This window comes from Neisseria iguanae (genome assembly GCF_003013245.1).
Lineage (GTDB): Bacteria > Pseudomonadota > Gammaproteobacteria > Burkholderiales > Neisseriaceae > Neisseria > Neisseria iguanae.
Genome location: NZ_PXYY01000039.1, coordinates 1 through 20,756 on the forward strand (window position 1 = coordinate 1; position 20,756 = coordinate 20,756).

General features: G+C 50.0%; 21 protein-coding genes and 4 pseudogenes. 5 read left to right on the top strand and 20 right to left on the bottom strand.

Going from position 1 to position 20,756, the window contains the following annotated elements; translation table 11 throughout:
• Positions 1–329: 329 nt before the first annotated feature.
• The 3 genes from C7N83_RS07275 to rpmE all read right to left on the bottom strand — a co-directional run bounded on the left by C7N83_RS07275 (position 330) and on the right by rpmE (position 4,052).
• Complete coding sequence (locus C7N83_RS07275; RefSeq protein WP_211296607.1) at positions 330–1,013, bottom strand: IS256 family transposase, variant Zn-binding type; 684 nt, start codon at positions 1,011–1,013, stop codon at positions 330–332.
• A 736-nt stretch (positions 1,014–1,749) separates the two neighbouring features.
• Positions 1,750–3,405 carry an ArnT family glycosyltransferase gene (locus C7N83_RS07280; protein ID WP_106741681.1) on the bottom strand — a complete coding sequence of 552 codons (1,656 nt, stop codon included), beginning with the start codon at positions 3,403–3,405 and terminating at the stop codon, positions 1,750–1,752.
• A gap of 431 nt (positions 3,406–3,836) precedes the next feature.
• The gene (gene rpmE, locus C7N83_RS07285) at positions 3,837–4,052 is read right to left on the bottom strand and encodes a 50S ribosomal protein L31 (RefSeq protein WP_106741682.1); all 216 of its coding nucleotides are present in this window, start codon (positions 4,050–4,052) and stop codon (positions 3,837–3,839) included.
• Positions 4,053–4,276: 224 nt separating this feature from the next.
• On the opposite strand from rpmE, the pseudogene C7N83_RS07290 reads away from it, so the two are divergent.
• Positions 4,277–4,788 (top strand): annotated as a pseudogene (locus tag C7N83_RS07290) (acyltransferase).
• A gap of 377 nt (positions 4,789–5,165) precedes the next feature.
• Here C7N83_RS07290 and C7N83_RS07295 read toward each other — a convergent pair.
• From C7N83_RS07295 to C7N83_RS07305, 3 genes are all read right to left on the bottom strand, one after another.
• Positions 5,166–5,693 carry a superoxide dismutase family protein gene (locus tag C7N83_RS07295; protein ID WP_106741684.1) on the bottom strand — a complete coding sequence of 176 codons (528 nt, stop codon included), beginning with the start codon at positions 5,691–5,693 and terminating at the stop codon, positions 5,166–5,168.
• Between the two features lie 124 nt (positions 5,694–5,817).
• The gene (locus tag C7N83_RS07300) at positions 5,818–6,000 is read right to left on the bottom strand and encodes a hypothetical protein (RefSeq protein WP_245911163.1); all 183 of its coding nucleotides are present in this window, start codon (positions 5,998–6,000) and stop codon (positions 5,818–5,820) included.
• A gap of 317 nt (positions 6,001–6,317) precedes the next feature.
• On the bottom strand, positions 6,318–6,512 hold the full coding sequence (locus C7N83_RS07305) for a hypothetical protein (protein WP_146135109.1): 195 nt from the start codon (positions 6,510–6,512) through the stop codon (positions 6,318–6,320).
• Between the two features lie 338 nt (positions 6,513–6,850).
• On the opposite strand from C7N83_RS07305, the gene C7N83_RS15215 reads away from it, so the two are divergent.
• Positions 6,851–7,111 (top strand): hypothetical protein, encoded by a 261-nt coding sequence (locus C7N83_RS15215; RefSeq protein ID WP_211296609.1) that lies wholly within the window; start codon positions 6,851–6,853, stop codon positions 7,109–7,111.
• Between the two features lie 305 nt (positions 7,112–7,416).
• Here the strand turns inward: C7N83_RS15215 and cysS are convergent, their stop codons facing one another.
• The 5 genes and pseudogenes from cysS to obgE all read right to left on the bottom strand — a co-directional run bounded on the left by cysS (position 7,417) and on the right by obgE (position 12,046).
• The gene (gene cysS, locus C7N83_RS07315) at positions 7,417–8,820 is read right to left on the bottom strand and encodes a cysteine--tRNA ligase (RefSeq protein ID WP_106741714.1); all 1,404 of its coding nucleotides are present in this window, start codon (positions 8,818–8,820) and stop codon (positions 7,417–7,419) included.
• Positions 8,821–8,882: 62 nt separating this feature from the next.
• A pseudogene (locus C7N83_RS07320) lies at positions 8,883–9,489 on the bottom strand (transposase).
• A gap of 438 nt (positions 9,490–9,927) precedes the next feature.
• Positions 9,928–10,284, bottom strand: a complete 357-nt coding sequence (locus C7N83_RS07325; protein ID WP_146135110.1) for a hypothetical protein — start codon at positions 10,282–10,284, stop codon at positions 9,928–9,930.
• 140 nt (positions 10,285–10,424) lie between these two features.
• On the bottom strand, positions 10,425–10,799 hold the full coding sequence (locus C7N83_RS07330) for a hypothetical protein (protein ID WP_106741688.1): 375 nt from the start codon (positions 10,797–10,799) through the stop codon (positions 10,425–10,427).
• A gap of 119 nt (positions 10,800–10,918) precedes the next feature.
• Positions 10,919–12,046: a GTPase ObgE gene (gene obgE / locus C7N83_RS07335; RefSeq protein WP_106741690.1), complete on the bottom strand. Its 1,128-nt coding sequence runs from the start codon at positions 12,044–12,046 to the stop codon at positions 10,919–10,921.
• A 250-nt stretch (positions 12,047–12,296) separates the two neighbouring features.
• On the opposite strand from obgE, the gene sodA reads away from it, so the two are divergent.
• Both sodA and C7N83_RS16965 read left to right on the top strand, forming a co-directional pair.
• Entirely contained in the window at positions 12,297–12,917 is a 621-nt protein-coding gene (sodA, locus tag C7N83_RS07340) for a superoxide dismutase [Mn] (protein ID WP_106741691.1), read from the top strand.
• Between the two features lie 106 nt (positions 12,918–13,023).
• Positions 13,024–13,614: pseudogene (locus tag C7N83_RS16965) on the top strand (integrase core domain-containing protein); the annotation flags it as partial.
• 156 nt (positions 13,615–13,770) lie between these two features.
• Here C7N83_RS16965 and C7N83_RS07355 read toward each other — a convergent pair.
• The 9 genes from C7N83_RS07355 to C7N83_RS07405 form a co-directional block, all read right to left on the bottom strand.
• Positions 13,771–14,259 carry a TlpA disulfide reductase family protein gene (locus C7N83_RS07355; protein ID WP_106741695.1) on the bottom strand — a complete coding sequence of 163 codons (489 nt, stop codon included), beginning with the start codon at positions 14,257–14,259 and terminating at the stop codon, positions 13,771–13,773.
• Entirely contained in the window at positions 14,256–14,642 is a 387-nt protein-coding gene (locus C7N83_RS07360; protein ID WP_106741696.1) for an acyl-CoA thioesterase, read from the bottom strand. Before C7N83_RS07360 ends, C7N83_RS07355 begins: the two co-directional genes overlap by 4 nt.
• Positions 14,643–14,800: 158 nt before the next feature.
• Entirely contained in the window at positions 14,801–15,163 is a 363-nt protein-coding gene (locus tag C7N83_RS07365) for a VacJ (protein WP_106741698.1), read from the bottom strand.
• A 281-nt stretch (positions 15,164–15,444) separates the two neighbouring features.
• Positions 15,445–16,281 (bottom strand): MlaA family lipoprotein, encoded by an 837-nt coding sequence (locus C7N83_RS07370; protein ID WP_106741700.1) that lies wholly within the window; start codon positions 16,279–16,281, stop codon positions 15,445–15,447.
• Entirely contained in the window at positions 16,278–16,556 is a 279-nt protein-coding gene (locus C7N83_RS07375) for an STAS domain-containing protein (RefSeq protein WP_106741701.1), read from the bottom strand. Before C7N83_RS07375 ends, C7N83_RS07370 begins: the two co-directional genes overlap by 4 nt.
• Positions 16,557–16,617: 61 nt before the next feature.
• Positions 16,618–17,208 (bottom strand): MlaC/ttg2D family ABC transporter substrate-binding protein, encoded by a 591-nt coding sequence (locus tag C7N83_RS07380; protein ID WP_106741703.1) that lies wholly within the window; start codon positions 17,206–17,208, stop codon positions 16,618–16,620.
• A 37-nt stretch (positions 17,209–17,245) separates the two neighbouring features.
• Complete coding sequence (gene mlaD, locus C7N83_RS07385) at positions 17,246–17,752, bottom strand: outer membrane lipid asymmetry maintenance protein MlaD (RefSeq protein ID WP_106741705.1); 507 nt, start codon at positions 17,750–17,752, stop codon at positions 17,246–17,248.
• A gap of 5 nt (positions 17,753–17,757) precedes the next feature.
• Complete coding sequence (gene mlaE / locus C7N83_RS07390) at positions 17,758–18,534, bottom strand: lipid asymmetry maintenance ABC transporter permease subunit MlaE (RefSeq protein WP_106741707.1); 777 nt, start codon at positions 18,532–18,534, stop codon at positions 17,758–17,760.
• A 674-nt stretch (positions 18,535–19,208) separates the two neighbouring features.
• Positions 19,209–20,012 carry an ABC transporter ATP-binding protein gene (locus tag C7N83_RS07405; protein WP_106741711.1) on the bottom strand — a complete coding sequence of 268 codons (804 nt, stop codon included), beginning with the start codon at positions 20,010–20,012 and terminating at the stop codon, positions 19,209–19,211.
• A 331-nt stretch (positions 20,013–20,343) separates the two neighbouring features.
• On the opposite strand from C7N83_RS07405, the pseudogene C7N83_RS16735 reads away from it, so the two are divergent.
• A pseudogene (locus C7N83_RS16735) lies at positions 20,344–20,756 on the top strand (IS481 family transposase); the annotation flags it as partial.

Below are 20,756 nucleotides of genomic sequence, written 5' to 3' on the forward strand. Positions count from 1 at the left end.
AAATAAGCGTTGCCGAAAACGCGTTATGTCATGGAACAGCGTTTCGGGACGCTGCGCCGTACATTCCATCCAACCGTGCTTCTTATTTCAAGCTGCTAACAGTAACGGCGCAAAGCCGTTTAAAGGCGGTTTGTGCCAACCTAACTAAAGTCTGCCAGCAGACTCCGTGTGCCTGCTGCCGTTGATTGAAAGGCGGAAATACCCTATGAAGAAGGGGAATATAGAAAATATAGGGGTAAGTAACAAAAAAGGCGGTTTTTCCCTATTTTTTAGAGAAACAATCATTGATAAACATTGTCTTATACTCTTTTTCATCCCCTGATGAACACTCAGTTCGTCTTCAAGCCACCAAACTTGCCTTCTGGCAAATTAGTGGTTTTCGGAAGATTGAAATCAGGATGGTACTCAAAAGCAAACAGATAAGGCAAGTTGTTTTTCAAGCTGTTATAGGCGCTTCTTAGCTGTCCGTGGGTGTAGCGGGGTTTACCGGTTTCAGTATTTACGGTGTGTTCATTGAGAAAGTTTTTATGCTGCTTATGCCGGTCTTTTAACAGTGCGGTGAAGGCGGCCCTACTGCAGGTTTTCAAGGGCAGCGTAATTTTGCGAAGTTCTTGTGCTGCTGCTGTTTTTGGGTTGCGGGTCAGATGGCGGTTGATGGTTTTGACCTGGTGAAACCGGCACAATTGTACTGGGATGCCAGGAAACAAACCAGTTAACCCCCGCCGCCCATCACAAATAACGGCCTGTATATGAATACCTTTTTTCTGCAAACTCCGGGGCGCTTCAAGATAAAGCGCATTGGTTTTATACTTTACCGCATCTGCTGGCAATGCCTGTTTGCTGGTGCTGCCGTACAACACCGTTACGCCAAAGGTTTTGCCAAAATAGGCCGTATCCGTGATGACATTGACTTTATCCGGCGCGGTAAAACAAACTTGCCGGACAGCTTGGGGCCGCAGCTTGATGCAAACGCCGGCTGGTGGTTTGACGACTGCGGCGGTGGTGTTTGGCAAGCTGCGCGGCGGTTTGTTTGCCGCATGTATAAGCCTGCCAAAGGTCAGCGTTATTCAGCCGTTTGCCGCCGTCAAAATGCCTATGACAGCTTTTGCATTGACAGCGGCCATTTTGACGACTGCTTTTTCTCAATTGTTTTGATCTGTAAAAAGGGCATTTTTTGCCGCCACGGGTATTGAACCTCTAAAAACCTTACAGAATAAGGCTTTCAGCGATTTTTATCACCTTTTTTGCTACTTACCCCTGAAATATAAGGGCCTTTTGGCCACAAAAAAAGCTTATTTAATAACCTAAGTAAACTTTTTTGGTTTTAGGGGAAGGGTTTTGCAAAGGTTTCGGTTTATGTGTGAAACGCGCTGATGAAAGGGTGTTTGGTTAGGAGTCAATCAGGTATCAAGCCGATACTTATACTACTTTTGTGTTAGAGGGTGTTTTCATTTCACCGTACAGTATATTTTATGACGACGTTGCAATTTTTTCGCGATTCGGCGGCAAACCCAATGCCGACGGCACATCAATCGCGTGTAATTTTAATCATAGGGAAAGAATTACCAATAAGGCGTTCAATATAAAAAACCTATTTGCCGCAACAACCGTACTTTATTGCTGCTGTGCCTGAATCAGATGAAGCGTTTGGAAAGTACATCGCAAAGAAATGTGCTGAAGATGGGGATTTTGCAAAAATTTCAGGCCGTCTGAACATTGAATTTCAGACGGCCTTTCAAACAGTAGATTTTAAGCATCGCGACGCAATAGGGCGAAACCTTCCACTTTGTTGCGCGGACGTGCGCCTTGCCAGAGCTTCGTCCAACCTTGCGGTGCGGCGGTATGTTGCGGCTGCCGCACCAATCGGTAGCGGCAGTTTGGGTCGTCGGGTTTCAAATCCCAATTACTGTATTGTACCCAAGCAATGCGGCTGCGGTGGTCATATGTGTCCACGCTGATGCATTCGTGGCCTTCGGTGAGTTGATGGCGCAATTCAGGATACAGCGACCATTCCATCTGTTTGACCACTGGTGCGTAACTTTTGGCGGCGTCCAGCCACGGCAGCCACAAAGTCATCAATAAAGCCCAAGTCAGGGTTACTCCGGCTGCCCAGTTGGTCACGGCTTGGCGGCCGCGAATGTGTTTGCGTGTAATCGCCCACAACCACAAAGGCGTGAACAGCATCGCCACCGCCATCGGGAACGGGTTGATTTCCGGCAGGTAATACGGACTGAAATAAGCCGCGCGTTCGGCCAGTTTGGCCGGCCAACCATAATTCATGGCCGCAAAACCAACCCATATAAAAGCCGCCAGCAAACCGAAAGCCATGATGCCGAACCAGTTGATAAAAGCCGCCGCACCACGTCGCAAGCCGTCGAGTTGTGCCGCGCCGAGCAAGGCCAACGGCGGCATCAGCCAAATCAGATGGTCTTGGAAACGTTGCGGATTGAAGGCCAAGAGTGCAGTAGCCAAAATCAGCCAGGCCAGGCACAAACCGCTCCAGCCTTGTGCGTTCATCTTGATGCGGCTGAACGTCCACGCTGCCAACGGCCATGCAGGCAGGGCAAACCAGAGCAGGTTTTTCAGGTAATAAGGCAGATTAAAGGCTGTCTGAAAATGAACCAGTCCGCCATAAGTGCCGAACATATAGGAATTGCGCCATATTTCGAACCATTCCGGCTGCAAATACAGCAGTAACAGCGGATACACCACCATGAGCGGTAGCGCGAAAGCAAACGCGCCGATTAAGGTTAGGTAATAGCGTTTGAACTGCCATTGAGGATGCAGAACCAAGGCAAAGGCCATCACAATCAAGGCCAGCGGCAATAAAAAACCGGTTGTCAGCGACAGCAACGCCCAGCCGCTGCCCAGCAGCACCGCACCGGCAATCACGCGTTTGTGTGCCAGCGAAAAACCGCACAACACCATACCTAACGCGGCAAACACGGCCGATATATCGCTGATAAAATGCGCCATCGGCAACAAACCGATGCTGCCGATTAAAATCAACACCACGCTGCGGCCGTGGTGGCGGCCTAAAAAATTGAAACCGGCAAAACCGCACAATAGCAAACCGATAGCGGTAAAAAACACACTGGCAAAACGCGTGGCCGCATAAGCATCGGCCGCCCAAGGCGAGAGCAGGGTCTGAAATGTGCCGGCAACCCATAAATAAACCGGCGAAATATGGAAATTATGCTGCTCGAAAACATGCGCCACCAGCGGCGAAGCGGTGCTGTTGAGTAGGGTTTCGGTGGCGGTAAACAAATCTGATTCGTCGGGATTCCACAAATCATGCGAAAACACGCCCGGCCACAACCAAGCAAATGCCATCAGCAGCAAAAGCCATGGTTTTTCGTGGGTTTTAGCAGGTTGGCGGGAAGCCAGTGGCGTGTAGGTCAGCATGATGCGGCGGTTTCAAAAATCAGATGGATGCGCCAGTGTAATAAATTACGGCCAAATCGGGGAATGCTTATGCGGGAAAGGTGCGAAAGCCTTTTCCGGTAGTATTGGTTTTCGGACGGCCTGAAAGCCGGACAGAACCGGGATTTGTATAAAATTCAGGCTAAACCAATAAAACAATATCTGTTGTTATCGGATACCGACTCGATAATCCGGCCGTTGAAATTCAGAATATTATGCTGAAATGCGAAACTGGTATTTCATCAACCTCTTCAAAGACAATATCATATTACGGATAAAATAGCCTAAGGCGAATGACCGTTGTTATCGGATTGGCATCCGATAACAACGGTCTAAGAGGGGAGTATTTTACAAAGGTTTCGCGGCCGTCTGAAATGAAAGACTACCAGAGCAGTCTTTATTCCAACGGGCAATTAGCGTTTGAACAAGTTGCCGAATTTGTTGTTGAATTTGTCCACGCGACCGGTGGTATCAACGATTTTTTGTTGGCCGGTGTAAAATGGGTGGCACAAAGAGCAAACCTCAATGTTGAAGCTGTCTTTTTCCATCGCGGATTTAGTCACGAATTTGCTGCCGCAAGAGCAGGTCACAGTGATTTCGCGGTAGTTGGGGTGAATACCTTGTTGCATGTTGTTTCCTTTCGATTAAGCGGGCATAGGGGTTTTGCCTATGCTTCAAGATAAGGGTGCGATTATTGCTGTTTTTTTACTGTTTCGTCAAGCAGGTATTGCGGTATTGGGGATGTTTTGCAACAGCGCGGTGCAAATATTATCGGGAGGCGGATGAAACTTGTGGTGTATGATGTCTAATCAATTTATATTGGCATCTATAAGATTTTCTGTGAGGAAATGTAATGAAAGCAAAGCTGTTTTTGGTATTGTTGAGAATGGCCGGCAAATGGTTGCCTGCGTCTTACAGCAGGCCGTTTGGCAAATTAGCCAAAAAAATCCGTGCCGCATTTGCCCGCCAAATTTCGCCGCATCTAGGCAACGATGTAAACATAGAAAAAGGTGCGTATGTGTTGAAAGACACGGTGGTGGGCGACCATTCGGCATCGGCGTGGACTGCGAAATCTGCTACGGCCTGACTATCGGCAAAAATGTGATGATGGGGCCGGAATGTTTGTTTTATTCCAATAGCCACAAATTTGATAAAGAAACCAAACAGTTTTCCGGCTATACCGACACCAATCCGATTGTGGTTGAAGACGATGTGTGGATTGGCCGACGTGCCATTATTATGGGCGGGGTGACCATCGGCAAAGGCTTGATTATCGGTGCAGGTGCGGTGGTGACTAAAAGTGTGCCACCGTATTCTGTGGCTGCCGGTAATCCGGCGGTGGTGAAAAAGAATCTGTTGGATTGAAGCCGGTGATGTAAAAAGCTGAGATCTTTGCTAAAGCTTCAGAGTTGAGTGCGGGTCAAAGCAATAGCGCCGCAGAATGCGCAGAGATATTATGAGATAGGCTGGCTTGCGTTCGAGAAGTATAGTGCGAAGAAATGTGCAAAAAATAGGGATTTGGTAGAAGGTCTCAGACTGTCTGAAATATTAGGGCATGTTCTCATTTCATCATGCGGCTTCTTTCCGGCATAAAATACGCCTACCGCGTTGGAAATGCGCGCAGGGTCCAACCTTGCTGTGCCTTTTGCCTGGTATACGCGCTTTTTTGCTCAAAAATGTGCAATGCAGACGAAATGAGAATAGACCTGAGATTTCAGACAGCCTTTTGCTGTCTCTCAAACTTATTTGGCAATTACACCGCAGTATTTGCGTGCACCGCCGCCACCAAGGGTAGCCGGATGGTCGCTGTAATTATCGCCGCCGGCGTGAATCATCAGCGAGCGGCCTTTGAGCGAACTGATTTTTTTGATGCGCGGCGCGACAACCGGCTGGATATGGCCGTTGGCATCTACCGCTAAAGCAGGTAAATCGCCTAAGTGGCCGCTGTCGTCCCAAGGGCCTTTGTGCGCACCGGTTTTTTTAGGATCCCAGTGGCCGCCTGCCGCCAAGCCTTCAATCAGTTTGCCATCTTTTTCTTTGGCCGCACAGCTTGGGTTTTCATGGATGTGGAAACCGTAAATGCCTTGCGCCAAACCGTCGATTTTCGGGGCGAATACCGCACCGTATTTGCTTTGGCTTATGCGTACTTCACCCGCCACTTTATCGCCGTTTTGCGCATTCAACAGCGACATCGGCACTACAATATCCGCAGGCGCGGCATAGGCCGCAGCGGTCATACTCAATAACACAGCAGTCATTAATATCTTCATCGGTTTTTCCTTAATATTCATAAATTAAGTATATTGGATTCAATATACCGATTGGATTATAACTGATTATTGAAATGATAAACAGGCCGTCTGAAATTTTCAGACGGCCTGTTTATTGAATGCTTCAATGTTTCCTCATGCCGAAATGCCGATCTAATATGTCATACAGCCAACCTGCCAAACCAACTACCGCCATGCACAATACATGAAAAGCAGTTACGGGTGGCATGCCCAGTTGCAAGACTTTGGCGGTAATGGTCATTTCCGCTACGCTGCTGGGTGCGCGTCCCAAACCCAGCGTCGGCAACGGAATATCCGACCATGCGGCCAGCAGTCGGGAAACAGTGGCGGTGAGCAGCCAGTCTTGACCGCCTACGCCGAAGCTGATGGATTGATTTAGGATCTTTTTTCAGTGCGTCGGCCAAATCGTTCAAGGTTTTTAGAGGGGACTCGGCATTTATGGGCACCATGCCGTAGTCGGTGCGGCCCGCAGCCAGTCAGCGCACTTTTTTTCGGTATATTGGCTGAATTTACCTTGTGCCAGATTCAATCATGAACCGATCGGGAAGGCCACAAGCGCATCACCGTTGGCCGGATCGTCGGACATGATTTTATTGTAGGATATCACCCTCTGGCTTCCGGCATAATATCACGCGTATTGTTTTTTAGCTGGTCGGTATCTCTCAGGCCGGTTTGTGCCAGTTTGCAGGTCAGATCAAAGCCGCCACCCAGTTTGGCAGGCGTGATACATTCAAGCTTTTTCGGCTTGCCTGCTTCGGCCGTATCTTTGTTGCAGCCGCTTAAGGCCAAAGCAGCCAAAATAGCCGAATTGATAACAACAGTAGAGGAATTTGGTTTCTCCTTATCTTATTAGGAGGGAAGCTCTGCATCACGAAAATAGCAGATGCGGCTCCTTTGTTGACAATCTTCGAAAAATTAAAAGAGCCATCAAGTTTCCGTCAAAAAGAGATTAAATTTTCTAAGCAGTTAAAGCCATATGATAAGCTGGAAAACCATCTTGCGACATTTGAGCTCTGCTATTCGATTGATAAAATCCGCCAACAAATTTCCAATATTTGTCTGGATAGAGTGAGCGATCCACAGGGTATACACGCTGACCGTGCCGACAGGCGGCAAAACCCTGGCCAGTCTGCATTATGCTTCATTATGCGCAAAAGCATCAATCAGACAGCATTATCTGCATCATTCCCTACACTTCCATCATTGGGCAAAACGCTGATGCCATTCGCCAAATTCTGGGCGATGATTGGGTGTTGGAACACCATTCCAACCTTGACCCGGAAAAGCAAAGCTGGCAAAACAAACTGTTGTCTGAAAATTGGGACAAGCCGATTGTGTTTACCACTATGGTACAGTTCATTCAAAGGGAAATGCTTGGAAAAATACAAATCGGATAGTAAGGCGGAGAATACTGATGAGATATTTTAAATATTGTTAAGATAAAATTAATCATGTTGATAACAAAAATGTCTCGGTCATATAGATTCGTATCAAAAAGCTAACTGTGAATTGAGTAAATTTTTTATGTCATTGTTTATAATTGATTTATGTTGGAAATGGGTGATACGAATGGGAGCTGGTGTTCAATGGCTGCATAATATTAATGTTTTAATTATTGCAATCGGCGGTATGGTGAAACGCAATCATAAAAGGCCTCGTCCGACCTAAAAAATTTTAGAACAACGATGCCTTAAGTCGGGTTTCAACCACGGCGCCAAGTGGTCACACCGGATTTGTCTTCCAGAATGATATTTTCTGTTGCCAATAAATCGCGGATTCGGTCGGATTCAGTCCAATTTTTACCGGCCCGTGCCTGCTGGCGGGCTTCGATCAAGGCTTCGATTTCATGGTTCGACAGGCCGTCTGAAACGTTGCCGCCTTGTAAAAACTCGGTCGGGTCACGCTGCAACAGACCGATGTTGCCGGCCAAATGTTTCAGGCAGGCGGCGAAGGCAGCGTTTTGGGTTTTATTCACTTCATTTGCCAGTTCGAACAACACCGCCATCGCCTGCACGGTGTCGAAATCATCATCCATCGCGGCTTGGAAGCGGCGGACATAATCATTATCTGCGTCAAACGTTGCAGACGGCGTAGTGTTTTTCAGCGCAGTATAGAGGCGGGTGAGTGCACCTTTGGCATCGTCAAGATGCATGTCGGAATAATTCAGTGGGCTGCGGTAATGGGCGCGTAAGATAAAGAAGCGTACCACTTCCGGATCGTATTGTTTCAGCACTTCGCGGATGGTGAAGAAATTACCCAGCGACTTGGACATTTTTTCGCCGTCGACACGGATAAAGCCGTTGTGCAGCCAGTATTTCACGTGGCTTTCAACTGCTTTACCGCCATGGTTGTGGCTACAAGAATGACCGTGTGCGCCCACGCTTTGGGCGATTTCGTTTTCATGGTGCGGAAACTGCAAATCTGCGCCACCGCCGTGAATATCAAACGTATCGCCGAACAGGTTTTCACTCATCGCCGAGCATTCGATGTGCCACCCAGGACGTCCTTGCCCCCACGGGCTTTCCCATGCCGGTTCGCCTGTTTTGGCCGCTTTCCATAGTACGAAATCCAACGGGTCGCACTTGAAACCGTCTACTTCCACACGCTCGCCTGCGCGCAAATCACCTGGTGATTTGCCCGAAAGCTGGCCGTAAGCGGCAAACTCGCGTACAGCGTAATACACATCGCCGTTATCCGCCGCATATGCCTTGCCGTTGGCAATCAGCCGCTCAATCATTGCAATCATCTGCGGAATATTTTCCGTGGCCTTAGGTTCGGCATCAGGACGCAACACACCCAAAGCTGCCGCGTCTTCGTTCATCGCCGCGATAAAACGCGCGGTCAAGTCGCCGATGGGTTCGCCGTTTTCGGCCGCGCGTGCGATGATTTTGTCGTCGATGTCGGTGATGTTGCGCACGTAAGTGAGCGGATAGCCTCGCGTGCGCAGCCAGCGGGCAATCATGTCGAACACCACCATCACGCGGGCATGACCGAGGTGGCAGTAATCATAGACGGTCATGCCGCACACATACATGCGTACATTTTCGGGGTTGATAGGGTCGAAGGGTTCTTTTTGACGGGTTAGGGTGTTGTAGAGGTTTATCATCATTTTTAACAAACTCAGTAGGATTAGATAATAAATAAATTAGGAGCTGACGTAGATTAGCCTTAAATATCACACCAAATTCGCAAAATTTTAAGCTGCCCTTTATGGTGCGCCAAAGTTAAAACGAAACCTGCATTCTTTCCGGAATAATGGAAAAGATTTCCAGTCAATTTCATTCTATTTCCGTAGCATGCGCTTTGCCCGGTCCAAAAATTTTCCATCCCGTTAATGTGGTTTTGCCGTCCTACAAAATGCGTACAGTGACTGGCACGGTGACAAGTGGATTCACCCACATCAAGCACATCACGGCTTTTGCAGCAATCGGGATAAACAATGCCGTCAGGCAATGGTTTTCATTTAATAACCGGCATAAAGTTACCTTTAACGACAACGGTTAAACCTTACCCTGTCGTTTTAGAATACCAAAAACAGCCACTTTACCGGCAGCACCCCGACCGCGTTTGCCTTTGCACTGCCTGCCAAAACAACCCCGTCTCATTCAACCGGGCCATCAAAAATTTCATCTGCCCGAAGTTCTGAACGGTAAGCGATGGCTTGGCGGATTTTACGGTAAAACAACAGGGCGGAATCAGGCCGGATACCGGGTATACCGGCAGCTGCACGGGCCGTTACTTCCAATACAGAAAGGGGCATGTTTCTGCCTGCCATCACTGACGGCGTAGTAGATATGGCTGACCAAAGAGGTGTCCTGCTTGCTGCTTTCCAGTAATTTTGGTTGCCCATGCTAATCCAATAGCGGCGTACCGGGCGCAGCCACATAAATGGTGACGGTATATTGTTTATCACTCATTGCTCTTACCTCCTATCTCATTTTCCTGAATATTCTTTCTCACCAAAGATTTCCATATCCACCTTGGGATAATCCACGCCTGCCACCGGTTTGATGCTCAGCCGGTAATATCCGCCTGTTTGAATACACTCAAAAGATATCGTTTCTCCAAGTATTCCCTACCGCCAATGGTATGGGACGACCCATCATAAGCTCTTATTGGGAAGCGATACTACACTCTTTGCGAATAATCTCGAATACGGTCGGCTTCTGTGGAAAATACCGAAGTCACGTCCGTCAGCCTGACTGAAGTCAGCCTACCCCCCGTCTTTGTGGTAATACACCAACGAAACGTCAAACGGTAGTTGGCCGGCATCGATTTTGTCTATGAGTTTCCTCAGTAAAACATCATCGTCAGCAGGTATCAAAAACGCCACCCCGACCATTTGGCTTGCGTAGTTTTTCTTATCATCGGTTTTCAGACGAAAATAAAATTCCTGCTCTTGCCCCGGCTGCAATACCAGTTTTTGCTTGAACGGCATATCATGAATCTTGTAACTGTCGATTTTTCTCGGTTTTTCCATCGGAAAACCTACAAACAATGCTGCTGCCATTGCCGTCAAAAATAAGATGCCATACAAATAATGATGTAGCTTATTTTCCAAGTCAGGCATTACGGCCCCTTTTTTATCAGGTTTTATTGCAGACTTTATCTTCAAGAAGTTCAATCAAAGCCTTATCTACGCTTATCGGGTTATTGAAATTGGGTTATTGAAACCAACCCTATTTTCAATTAAAACAGTATTTGACCCAATCAAGGCATTTTGCGCCATTGCCAGCCTTGTGTACTGTTTTGCAGGCGCAGTTTGCCGTCTTTCGAGGCATAGCCGCCTTTTACCGCATCGAGTACGGTGTTTTCCGGCACATTGGCGGCGAAGATTTCAGCTTGAGCTTTGTCTGCCGACAGAATCACATACACGGCCAAGGTGTCGTTGGCGGGATCGTCCAGCTTGAGGTCGGCGGCTTCCCAAGGTTGTACGCATTCTTGTTTCAATGCCGACCATCTGTAACCTGCCGAGCCGATGCAGCCGTGGGCGTCGCGGTCGCTGCCGAGTGTGGGTTCCGACCGAGCCGCGCAGGCACTGAGGGTTGCGGCCGCCAGCAGGAGGGCGAAGATGTGTTTGTTCATTTCAGGCATCCTTTCAGGATTGGTTTTTGCGGGTGAAAGCCACGCCGAAGTTTGTTTTGCAACGGCTTTTTCTCAAATCGTGGCGGAAGTCTGCGCTGTGTGTCCGGCTTCAGACGGCCTTATTCGGCTTTGAAAACAGATGTATCGGTTTCTACCTGTTTCATGGTTTCGGCAACGGCTTTGGCGGCGAGCCGTTTTTTCTCAATCAGGTATCGGTTGATTTGATGTACCATGTGTTGTGTGCCTTGGTGCGCTAAGGCACTGATTTTAAAAAGACGCGGAGTAGTCATGTCAAATTCGAAGCGGTCGTCGGGGGCGGGGTGGTTCCAGCCGATTTGTTCGAGGAATGCGGCAGCACGGGCTTCAGCCTCTTCTTTGTTGAGCATATCGAGTTTGTTGAGTACCAACCAGCGTGGTTTGCTGTAGAGTGCCGCATCGTATTTTCGCAATTCTTCCACAATTGCCAAGGCTTCTTCGGCAGGGTTAACGGTTTCGTCAAACGGTGCTAAATCAACCACGTGCAGCAACAGGCCGGTGCGGGAGAGGTGTTTGAGGAAGCGGTGGCCGAGCCCCGCACCTTCTGCTGCGCCTTCAATCAGGCCGGGGATGTCTGCCATGACGAAGCTGTGGTTTTCATCCATGCGTACTACGCCGAGATTGGGGTGCAGGGTGGTGAACGGGTAACCGGCTACTTTCGGGCGCGCAGCAGACACCGCGGAAATCAGGGTGGATTTGCCGGCGTTGGGCATGCCTAGCAGGCCGACATCGGCCAAGACTTTCAATTCCAATTGCAGTGAACGCGCTTCACCTTCTTCGCCCGGGGTGGCGTGTTTCGGGGCGCGGTTGACCGACGATTTGAAATGGATGTTGCCCAAACCGCCTTTGCCGCCGCGTGCCAGACATACCCGCTGGCCGTGGTGGGTGAGATCGGCAACAATTTCATCGGTATCGACATCGCGGATAAGTGTACCGACGGGCATATGCAGGGTGATGTCGTCTGCGCCTGCGCCGTAGCGGTCGGCACCGTGGCCTTTTTCGCCGTTTTTGGCCTGGTAGCGTTTGGCGAAACGGTATTCGACCAAGGTATTTAAGTTTTCATCGGCTTCAGCCCACACGCTGCCGCCTCTGCCGCCGTCACCGCCGTCAGGGCCGCCGCGCGGCACGAATTTCTCGCGGCGGAAACTGGCTGCGCCGTTGCCGCCTTTACCGGCAACAACTTCGATTTTTGCTTCATCAATAAATTTCATGTGTTTCTCAAAGATATTCAAACGTTGCTTGTGCGTTCAGCCGGTCTGTTGGTGGTACTGCCTGGCTTAAAAAATTGGAGGGAGGCCGTCTGAAAAATAGTTAGGGTTGGGGTTTATTATAAGGGATAAGTCAAGGACTTGTGTGCCTATCTTTGGCGCAGTGCGGTTGGGCTTGCATATTTTTCAAATAAAAATTAATATCAACATTTTTTTATCGGCGCATATAACCTCAAGAGAGAAAGGAACTCACATGGCTTATACCTTACCCGAACTGGGCTACGCCTACGATGCATTGGAGCCGCATTTCGATGAAATGACGATGAATATCCACCACACCAAACACCATCAGGCTTACGTCAACAATGCCAATGCGGCTTTGGAGTCGCTGCCTGAATTTGCCGATTTGCCGGCGGAAGAATTGATTGCGTGCTTGAAAATGCTGCCGACCGACAAGCGGACCGTGTTGCGTAACAATGCGGGCGGTCATGCTAATCACTCGTTCTTTTGGAAAATCCTGAAAACCGGCACGACTTTGCAAGGCCGTCTGAAAGAAGCCATCGAACGCGATTTCGGTTCGGTGGACGACTTTAAAGCTGAATTTGAAAAAGCGGCTGCCAGCCGTTTCGGTTCGGGCTGGGCGTGGCTGGTGTTGGACGGCAAACGCTTGAAAGTCGTGTCGACCGCCAACCAAGATTCTCCGCTGATGGGTGAAGACGTGGCCGGTTGCAAAGGCTGCCCGATTATCGGCTTAGACGTGTGGGAACACGCCTACTACCTGCAATATCAAAACCGCCGTCCGGATTACATCAAAGCGTTTTGGAACGTGGTGAATTGGGAGGAAGCTGCGAAGCGTTTTGAGGGAAAAGCTTAATCGCTGATTTTGATTGAATCAAAGGCCGTCTGAAACAGATGTTTCAGACGGCCTGACGTGTAAGAAAAGCCAGCGTTGTTGACAGTATTTGAAAGACAATACGGCAATGGACACCCACAAAAATACCCGGCTGGAACCCTGCAGCAACGCCAAACCCGTTTGGCACACCTATACACAGGATAAAATCACCGTTATTACTTCGCCGGCGGCCCGGCAATCCCCAGTCAGCAGAGTAACCGTACCCTTAAGGCCGCACGGCTGCAATTCGCGTACCGCAAAACAAGTAGCGACAACCGTTCAAACAAGCCAGGTATGGCATGAAACGTTTGGCTGAAGTTGGGAAGGTCATTGAGAAATCCCCTCCTGGTGAAATGGTGTATTTCGACACCAAACGGCTGCCTTTATTGTAAAATCAAAAGCAACCGACCCGAGGGATTATCTGTTTGTCGCGATTGATGACTATTCCGGCGGACAGGAGGCAGTTATTTTACCTGGCCGTCTTGCCCGACCGCAAACCAACGGTAAAGCCGGGCAGGTTATCCGCACTTTAATGCAAATGCGGCATGATAAGTTTCTGTTTAAGGATTCGGAACACCGGCAAAAGGCGTTGTGCCGTTTTGTGAATTTTTATAATACGCTTAAGCCGCATAAGGGTTTGAAAGGTGATACGCCTTTTGGGGTTTTACAGGCTTCATTTCTCAATATATTGGGTAAACAATCGCGGTTATTGCTTTCACCTGAGACCTTTTCAGAATCCCTATCTTTGCCGCATTTCTTTGTTATGCGCTGCTATAACTTCGAACCGCACTCAAATCTAGGGTTTTGCAAAGGCTCAGCCTTTTTGTGGGATCGTTTACTTCGCCAATTCTTGGTCGATTTCTTGATAGAGCTTGTTGAAATCCGGCTCGCCGACGAAGGTTTTCAAGATTTCGCCTTTTTTATTGATGAGAACAGACGTCGGGTAAACCTGCGTGCCGAAGGCTTTGCCGACGATGCCGCCTTCGTCGTACATCACGGCAAACGGCAGGCCGTATTCTTTGACGTATTGGTGTACGTTTTCAATCGGGTCAATCGGTTCGGCAATGCCCAACACTTGGAAATCTTTACCTTGATAATCGTTGGCCATTTTGATGACTTTCGGCATTTCGCTCACGCAGCCCGGGCAGGACGGAAACCAGAAATTGATAAAGGTCACTTTGCCTTGCATGCCTGCGTTGTTCACCGTTTGTCCTTGCAAATCGGTCAGGGTAAATTCCGGTGCGGTTTTGTTGTCGGGAATCAGGATAAAGGCCAATAGTGCGCCGACAAGGGCAACGGCGGCTAGGGTAATCGGTTTTTTCATGTAGTGAAGGCTTCGAGTGAGGTTAAAAGGTTGTCGGGAAAACGGATGCTGCGGCCGCTAGCCGCTTTGACGGGCATCAGCGTGATGCCGGCTTCAACGGCAGTTTTGCCGCTGTGGACCAGTTCGATAGTTTGCATCAAATGCAAGTGGCGCGCGGTTAATTCTTTGATGTGGCTGAGAATGCGCAATTCGTTTCCGTCAACGGCGGCACGGCGGTAGCGGATATCGATAAGGGCGACAACCAAATGCACATTTTCAAGCAGAGACGACAAACCGTGTCGGTCAAAAAACGCCCAGCGCGCTTCTTCGAGAAACTCGAGATAACGTGCGTGGTTGACGTGACCGTAACTGTCGATATGGTAATTGCGGACGCGGATGTTCATTGGATTTGTCAGGGAGTACGAAGGGTTTGGACGGTGTGGCCGGGATTTCGTTCATATTCAGACGGCTTGACATCAGCCCTGCCATTAAAGGGTTCGGACCGTCTGAAAGATGTGAGGGAACAATGAAACATTTTTTTCAGACGGCCAAAAAGCCCGCATCAATTCAAATTCAGTGGTTGAAACGCTTCGCGTGCCAAGGGTTCGGCTTCTAAGTCGGTGATGACGGTAGAGAGCCGGATATCGAACCATTCGTTGAAGATATCGGTGTGCAAGTCCGGCCATTCGCTTTCGTCTTCGCACCAGTCGGCCAATTCAGCGGCGAAGATGTCTTCAAAGCGCGATTCGATTTCATCCCATACTTCGTCGGACGTTTCACACGGACGCACGAGATAGGCATTGGCATCGGCCTGCAAATCTTCCAAAGTCAAATCGGCCATATGGTTGCCGGGCAGGGATTGCAGCCAGTTCCAAAACGGATCGAGCGGCACGAGTAAAAAGACGCTGCGGTTGACTTCGTACATAGCGGTTTCCTTTTGTAAGGTGGGAAATGTTGCCCGGGATCTTTGCAAATCTCCATCTTTGGCACATCTCTTCTCTCTGCGTTTCTCGAACGCTTAGCCATTTCAGGAGATGTCTGCACGTTTGCTTAGCTTCGAACGGGACCCGAATCCGGGGTTTTGTAAAGAGCTTTACCCGGTCACTTTTGCTGACCGTAACGGAATGATAGCCCAAAGGTGGAATAATGAAAAGGCCGTCTGAACGCAGATAAGCGGTTTCAGACGGCTTGGTATGGCATGCTGGATCAATACAGACGAATCATACCGTTATCGGCAGGTTGGAGGTTTTTCCAGTCGTCAGCCGGTGCGGCGGTGTCAGGTTCGGCTGCTTCAATTGGCGCGTTTTGCGTGGCGCTGTTGCTGTCGACCAAATCATCGATGTCGATATCTTCATCTGGGCTTTGCATGGTTTGGCCGCCGGTTTGCCGGTTGCGCACGCGCATATACAAATCGCGGGTATAGCTGTATTTGTCGATGGCCGCCCCTTCCAAGCTGTCGGTCAGTTCGAGCAGGTTTTCGCGGGAGTTGACGGCATTAAGCGCAGTGGTGCCCCAGCGGCCGGCGTTGGTTTCAAAAACGGCGTTTTTCACCGGATAAGCCACGGTCACGGCGGTGCCGAGGGTGTCGCGCACTGTAGAAGGCCCCATCAGCGGCACGACAAAGTAATTACTGTTTTTCCAGCCCCATGAAGCCATGGTGTCGCCTAAGGAATTTTTGTTGTTCGGCACACCGCCTGCGCCTGCTATGTCAATCAAACCTGCCAGGCCGAAGGTGGAATTGAGACCGACGCGCACCAAATCTTCGCTGGCGCGTTTGATGTCGAGACGCAGCACGTTGCTGCCGAAGCTGACTACGTCGCGCAGGTTGTTGAAGAAGTTGCTTACGCCGGTGCGCACAGGCTTGGGCGTGATTTTGCGGTAGCCGCGGGCAACGGGTGCCATGACATATTGGTCTGCTTTGTCGTTGAACTTGGATACGGCGCGGTTGTAAGGCTCGTAAGGGTCGGCCGGATTGCGTTCGGCAAAGGCCGGCTGGACGGCGAATAAGCCGATGAGCAGCAGGGAAGCAGCAGTTTTTTTCATGGGTTCACCCAGTCTTTAATTTCATACAAATCAGCCAACGCACGCACCGATTCGGGAATATGGTGCAGTTCGACGGCTTTGTTTTTCAAACGCAATGCGGTCAGCAGCAGTGAAACGCAGGCGGAATCGGCGCGGCTGACATTGCTCAAATCAAGCGTGCTGGTTTCTTTCAGGCGGCATAGCTGTTCGAATTGGCGGTAGGCTGCGTCGGTCACGGTTTGGGCGGTGATGTTGCCGCTGAGATACAGCACGCTGTCGCGGAGTTCTGAATTCATGTTGTCGAGTCTGTGAGGGAATTGCCGTAAAAAGGTACGGCTGAAGCCGTACGCCTAACGATTATTTGCCGCTGTTTTTGGCTTTCAAATCGGCAATCAGGCCGTCGATGCCTTTGGCTTTGACTGTTTCACCGAATTGGTTGCGGTAAACGGTGACCAAGCTCGCGCCTTCAAGGGCTACGTTGTACACGCGGTAGCGGTTGCCGCTTCGGTAGGTCGTGAAATCCATGTTGACCGGTTTTTCTCCTGCCGCGCCCACTTCTGCGCGCACAGTAATTTCTTTACCGTTGCGTGCAACCACCGGATTGTCTTTCACAGTCACTGTGGCATTTTTGAATTTCATCATGGTGCCGGAGTAAGTACGGATCAACAAGGTTTGGAATTCTTTGGTCAAAGCCTGCTTTTGCGCATCGGTGGCGGTGCGCCAAGGGTTGCCCACGGCCAAAGCAGTCATACGTTGGAAATCAAAATAAGGCATGGCGTAGGCTTCGGCTTTGGGGCGGGCGGTGTTGGCATCGCCGCTTTTCAAGATGGTCAGAACCTGAGTCGCGTTTTGGCGGATTTGATTCACGGCATCCGCAGGAGATGCCGCCGCCAAGCTGATGCCCAGCACACCGATGCCCAATGCGCTCAAAACTGCTGATTTTTTCATGTTTAATCTATTCCTAAAATTAAAAATATTGTTGTGTTTATGGAGCGGAACCGGTGTTGGCCGAATGGCTCGGGCCAGAATCACCGGATTGTTTCTCGGCGAAGCTGGTGATGAATTTGCCAATCAGGTTTTCTAATACCATGGCCGAGCTGGTCACGGTAATGGCGTCGCCATCGGCCAGGTTTTCCGTATCGCCACCTTGCATCAGGCCGATGTATTGTTCGCCGAGCAGACCGGAGGTGAGGATTTGGGCGGAAACGTCGCTGCTGAATTCATATTGTTTGTCAAGATTCAGGGTGACGCGCGCTTGGTAGTTTTTCGGGTCGAGCGTGATGCCGGAAACGCGGCCGACCAATACGCCTGCCGATTTGACCGGCGCATTGGATTTCAAACCGCCGATGTCGCTGAAATCGGCATACACGGTATAGGTTTGCTGTGTGCCCATGCCTGACCCGCCCGCTACGCGGAAAGCCAGAAAGCCCAAGGCCGCCACGCCTAATAACACAAACAAACCGACCCAAAATTCTAAAATACTTTTTTTCATTGTCGTTACTCGGTAAACATCCATGCGGTTAAAACAAAATCAATCGCTAAAATAGTCAGGGCGGAAGACACCACTGTGCGCGTACTGGCGCGTAAAATTCCTTCGGAAGTCGGCACGCAGTGAAAGCCTTGGTGTACAGCAATCAGGGTCACGGCCATGCCGAACGCCGCCGATTTAATCAGACCGTTAATGACATCGTAGCCGATGGTTATGTTGTTCTGCATTTGCGACCAGAAAATGCCGTTGTCCAAACCCAGCCATTGCACGCCGACCAGATAACCGCCGAAAATGCCCGCCATGTTGAAAATCGAAGCCAAAAGCGGCATGGAAAACACGCCAGCCCAAAAGCGCGGCGCCACCACGCGGGCAACGGGATCAACCGCCATCACGTTCATCGCTTGAAGCTGTTCGGTGGTTTTCATCAGGCCGATTTCGCTGGTCATCGCGCCGCCCGCACTGCTGGCAAACAGAATTGCCGCCAACACCGGCCCCAGTTCGCGCAAAAGTGAGGCGGCCACCATATATCCCAACACGTCGGCAGCTTTGAATTTCGCCAACTGCGTGTAGCCCTGCAAGCCGATGACCATGCCGACAAATAAGCCCGAGACGGCAATAATCAAGACCGACATCACACCGGCAAAATACACTTGGCGGATGCTCAGGCGCAGGCGGGTAAACGCTGTGGCCGATTTCGCCAGAATTTGCAGCAGAAACAGGGTTACGCTGCCGAGAGAGCGGATAAAGCCCAAGGTTTTTGAGCCGACGGATTGGATAAAATTCATATTGTCAAAACAGTATCTTTTCAGACGGCCTGACCAATCAGGCCGTCTGAAACCGGAAAAGGTATTAATCGTCAGGGGCGTCCGCCACAATGGTTTGCCGGTATGTCTTCCGGTAGGCGGCGGTTGCGGCCGGGGAACAACACTAAAAAAGCATTAATCATTAATTAAGGCGGGTACGGCGGTTATGCTGTTGAACACATTGACCAGCAGCTTGCGTTTGAACACATAATTGTGCCACCGCCAACCGTTCAGCCGTTCAGCCGTCGTTTCCGGTATGAGCCGAATCCTGATCAGCTGTTTGCCGACGGTTTGTCCGTACCGGCGGGTCAAATGAATAAATCCGTACGCCGGAATAGACCGGCTATAAAAGTAAAAACGTGCCCGGGGTGATGAACAAAAAAGTATTGTCGGTCAGTGTATATTGGTCGGTCAGACTGAAGACAAACACTGTTACCAAAAAACAAACCGCCGCGAAATATTGGTTAATTCATACCGCACCCAGGCATTTCCAAGGTGGGGCTGAAGTCAGGCCGAGTCTGACAGCAGCATCGTTGATGGTTGCCGGCCCTTTGCGAATTGTGTATTTTGGCTGCGGGCATCAGTGTTTCCTTATGTTTCAGACGGCCTGAACGGAAGATGAGGCCGTCTGAAAAATGATTCTGCTGCAATGTGGTTCACCCGCCCAATAAATCCTGCTGCAAGGTCGTTTGCGCCGGATAGCGGTAGGCTACTGGTCCGTCGGCCAAGCCGCCGACAAACTGCCGCACCCACGGCGAATCGAGTTCGCGCATTTCGGCAGGTGAGCCGCTGAACATAATTTCGCCATGTGCCAGAAAAATCACTTGGTCGACGATTTGCAGCGATTTTTCAATATCGTGCGTCACCATCACGCTGGTCGAACGCAGCGCACTGTTGGCACGGCTGATTAAGTGCGCAATCACACCCAGCGAAATTGGGTCGAGACCGGTAAACGGTTCGTCATACAGCATGATTTCGGGGTCGAGCGCGATTGTGCGCGCCAAAGCGACACGGCGCGCCATCCCGCCGGAAAGTTCGGACGGCATCAGGTTTTCTACGCCGCGCAAACCCACGGCATTCAGTTTCAGCAATACCAAATCGCGAACGACCGCTTCCGGCAGTTGGGTCAGTTCGCGCATAGGGAAAGCGACGTTGTCGAAAACGGTCAAATCGGTAAATAGCGCCCCGTGTTGGAATAAAACGCCCATGCGGCGGCGGTGTTCGTGCAGTTCGGCAGCGGAAAACCGAGCCAAATCGCGACCTTCAATCAAAACCTGCCCCTGTTGTGGATGAATCTGACCGGTAATCAGCCGCATCAACGTGGTTTTGCCGCTGCCCGAACCGCCCATCACAGCGGCAAATGCACCCTGTCCAATCGTGAAATTGATGTTGCTTAGAATCGGGCGGTCGCCATAGGCAAAAGCCACCTCTTTCATTTCGATAAAGGGCATCGGGTTCATAGGCTGAATGCGTCTGAGTGTATTCTAATTACCCGTATTCTAATGCTTGTGCCGGTTTAGGGCAATTTAAGACGGCCTTAAACCCTTTAATGATTTGTTAAAATGCGTGAAAAGATAAGGCATCGGCGGATTTGGGAGGTGGTAATCGTACAACAGCATTCATCTGTGTATGTAATTATGGTATCGGACCGGTGGTGGGAATGGGGCAGTTTGGAGCCGGGTTGGATAGGGAACGGTAAATCATTATTTTCGGAAAATTTTAGCTTTGTGCAAAAGCCGCAGCTGTAAGAAAAGCCGGCGTTGTTTACCGTATTGGAAAGACAATACTGAAATGAACACCCACAAAAACACCCAGCTCACCCCACATCAGCGCGCAGGATAAAACCACCGTTACTTCGCCGGCCCGGCAATGCCGAGTCAGCAAAGCAACCATTTACCGTATCCTTAGGCGGCACGATGGCAACTGCCGACACCGCAAAACAGTACCGGCAACCGTTTCAAACAAGCCAAGTATGACATGAAACGTTTGGCTAAAGTTGGGAAGCCCGTCGAAAAAACACTCAAAAAACAGGCAAAAACCTTATCCGGGCGAAACGGCGCACTCCGACACCAAACGGCTGCCTTGATTGCAGAATCAAAAAGCTACCGCCCCAAGAGATTGCCTGTTTGTTGCCATTGATGATTTTTCGAGAGGGCGGTATGCCGCCATTTTGCCTGGCCGTACCGCTGCCGGTGCTGTAAAAG

What these genes read in the sequence shown, in the direction of transcription:
- rpmE (WP_106741682.1), bottom strand. Translation starts at nt 4,052, where the DNA reads ATGCAACAAGGTATTCACCCCAACTACCGCGAAATCACTGTGACCTGC.
- cysS (WP_106741714.1), bottom strand. Translation starts at nt 8,820, where the DNA reads ATGATAAACCTCTACAACACCCTAACCCGTCAAAAAGAACCCTTCGAC.
- C7N83_RS07405 (WP_106741711.1), bottom strand. Translation starts at nt 20,012, where the DNA reads ATGAACCCGATGCCCTTTATCGAAATGAAAGAGGTGGCTTTTGCCTAT.
- C7N83_RS07325 (WP_146135110.1), bottom strand. Translation starts at nt 10,284, where the DNA reads ATGCCTGACTTGGAAAATAAGCTACATCATTATTTGTATGGCATCTTA.
- C7N83_RS07375 (WP_106741701.1), bottom strand. Translation starts at nt 16,556, where the DNA reads ATGAATTCAGAACTCCGCGACAGCGTGCTGTATCTCAGCGGCAACATC.
- C7N83_RS07330 (WP_106741688.1), bottom strand. Translation starts at nt 10,799, where the DNA reads ATGAACAAACACATCTTCGCCCTCCTGCTGGCGGCCGCAACCCTCAGT.
- C7N83_RS07360 (WP_106741696.1), bottom strand. Translation starts at nt 14,642, where the DNA reads ATGAACATCCGCGTCCGCAATTACCATATCGACAGTTACGGTCACGTC.
- C7N83_RS07355 (WP_106741695.1), bottom strand. Translation starts at nt 14,259, where the DNA reads ATGAAAAAACCGATTACCCTAGCCGCCGTTGCCCTTGTCGGCGCACTA.
- C7N83_RS07365 (WP_106741698.1), bottom strand. Translation starts at nt 15,163, where the DNA reads ATGTACGAAGTCAACCGCAGCGTCTTTTTACTCGTGCCGCTCGATCCG.
- mlaD (WP_106741705.1), bottom strand. Translation starts at nt 17,752, where the DNA reads ATGAAAAAAAGTATTTTAGAATTTTGGGTCGGTTTGTTTGTGTTATTA.
- C7N83_RS15215 (WP_211296609.1), top strand. Translation starts at nt 6,851, where the DNA reads ATGCTTCATTATGCGCAAAAGCATCAATCAGACAGCATTATCTGCATC.
- obgE (WP_106741690.1), bottom strand. Translation starts at nt 12,046, where the DNA reads ATGAAATTTATTGATGAAGCAAAAATCGAAGTTGTTGCCGGTAAAGGC.
- C7N83_RS07380 (WP_106741703.1), bottom strand. Translation starts at nt 17,208, where the DNA reads ATGAAAAAATCAGCAGTTTTGAGCGCATTGGGCATCGGTGTGCTGGGC.
- mlaE (WP_106741707.1), bottom strand. Translation starts at nt 18,534, where the DNA reads ATGAATTTTATCCAATCCGTCGGCTCAAAAACCTTGGGCTTTATCCGC.
- C7N83_RS07280 (WP_106741681.1), bottom strand. Translation starts at nt 3,405, where the DNA reads ATGCTGACCTACACGCCACTGGCTTCCCGCCAACCTGCTAAAACCCAC.
- C7N83_RS07370 (WP_106741700.1), bottom strand. Translation starts at nt 16,281, where the DNA reads ATGAAAAAAACTGCTGCTTCCCTGCTGCTCATCGGCTTATTCGCCGTC.
- C7N83_RS07295 (WP_106741684.1), bottom strand. Translation starts at nt 5,693, where the DNA reads ATGAAGATATTAATGACTGCTGTGTTATTGAGTATGACCGCTGCGGCC.
- sodA (WP_106741691.1), top strand. Translation starts at nt 12,297, where the DNA reads ATGGCTTATACCTTACCCGAACTGGGCTACGCCTACGATGCATTGGAG.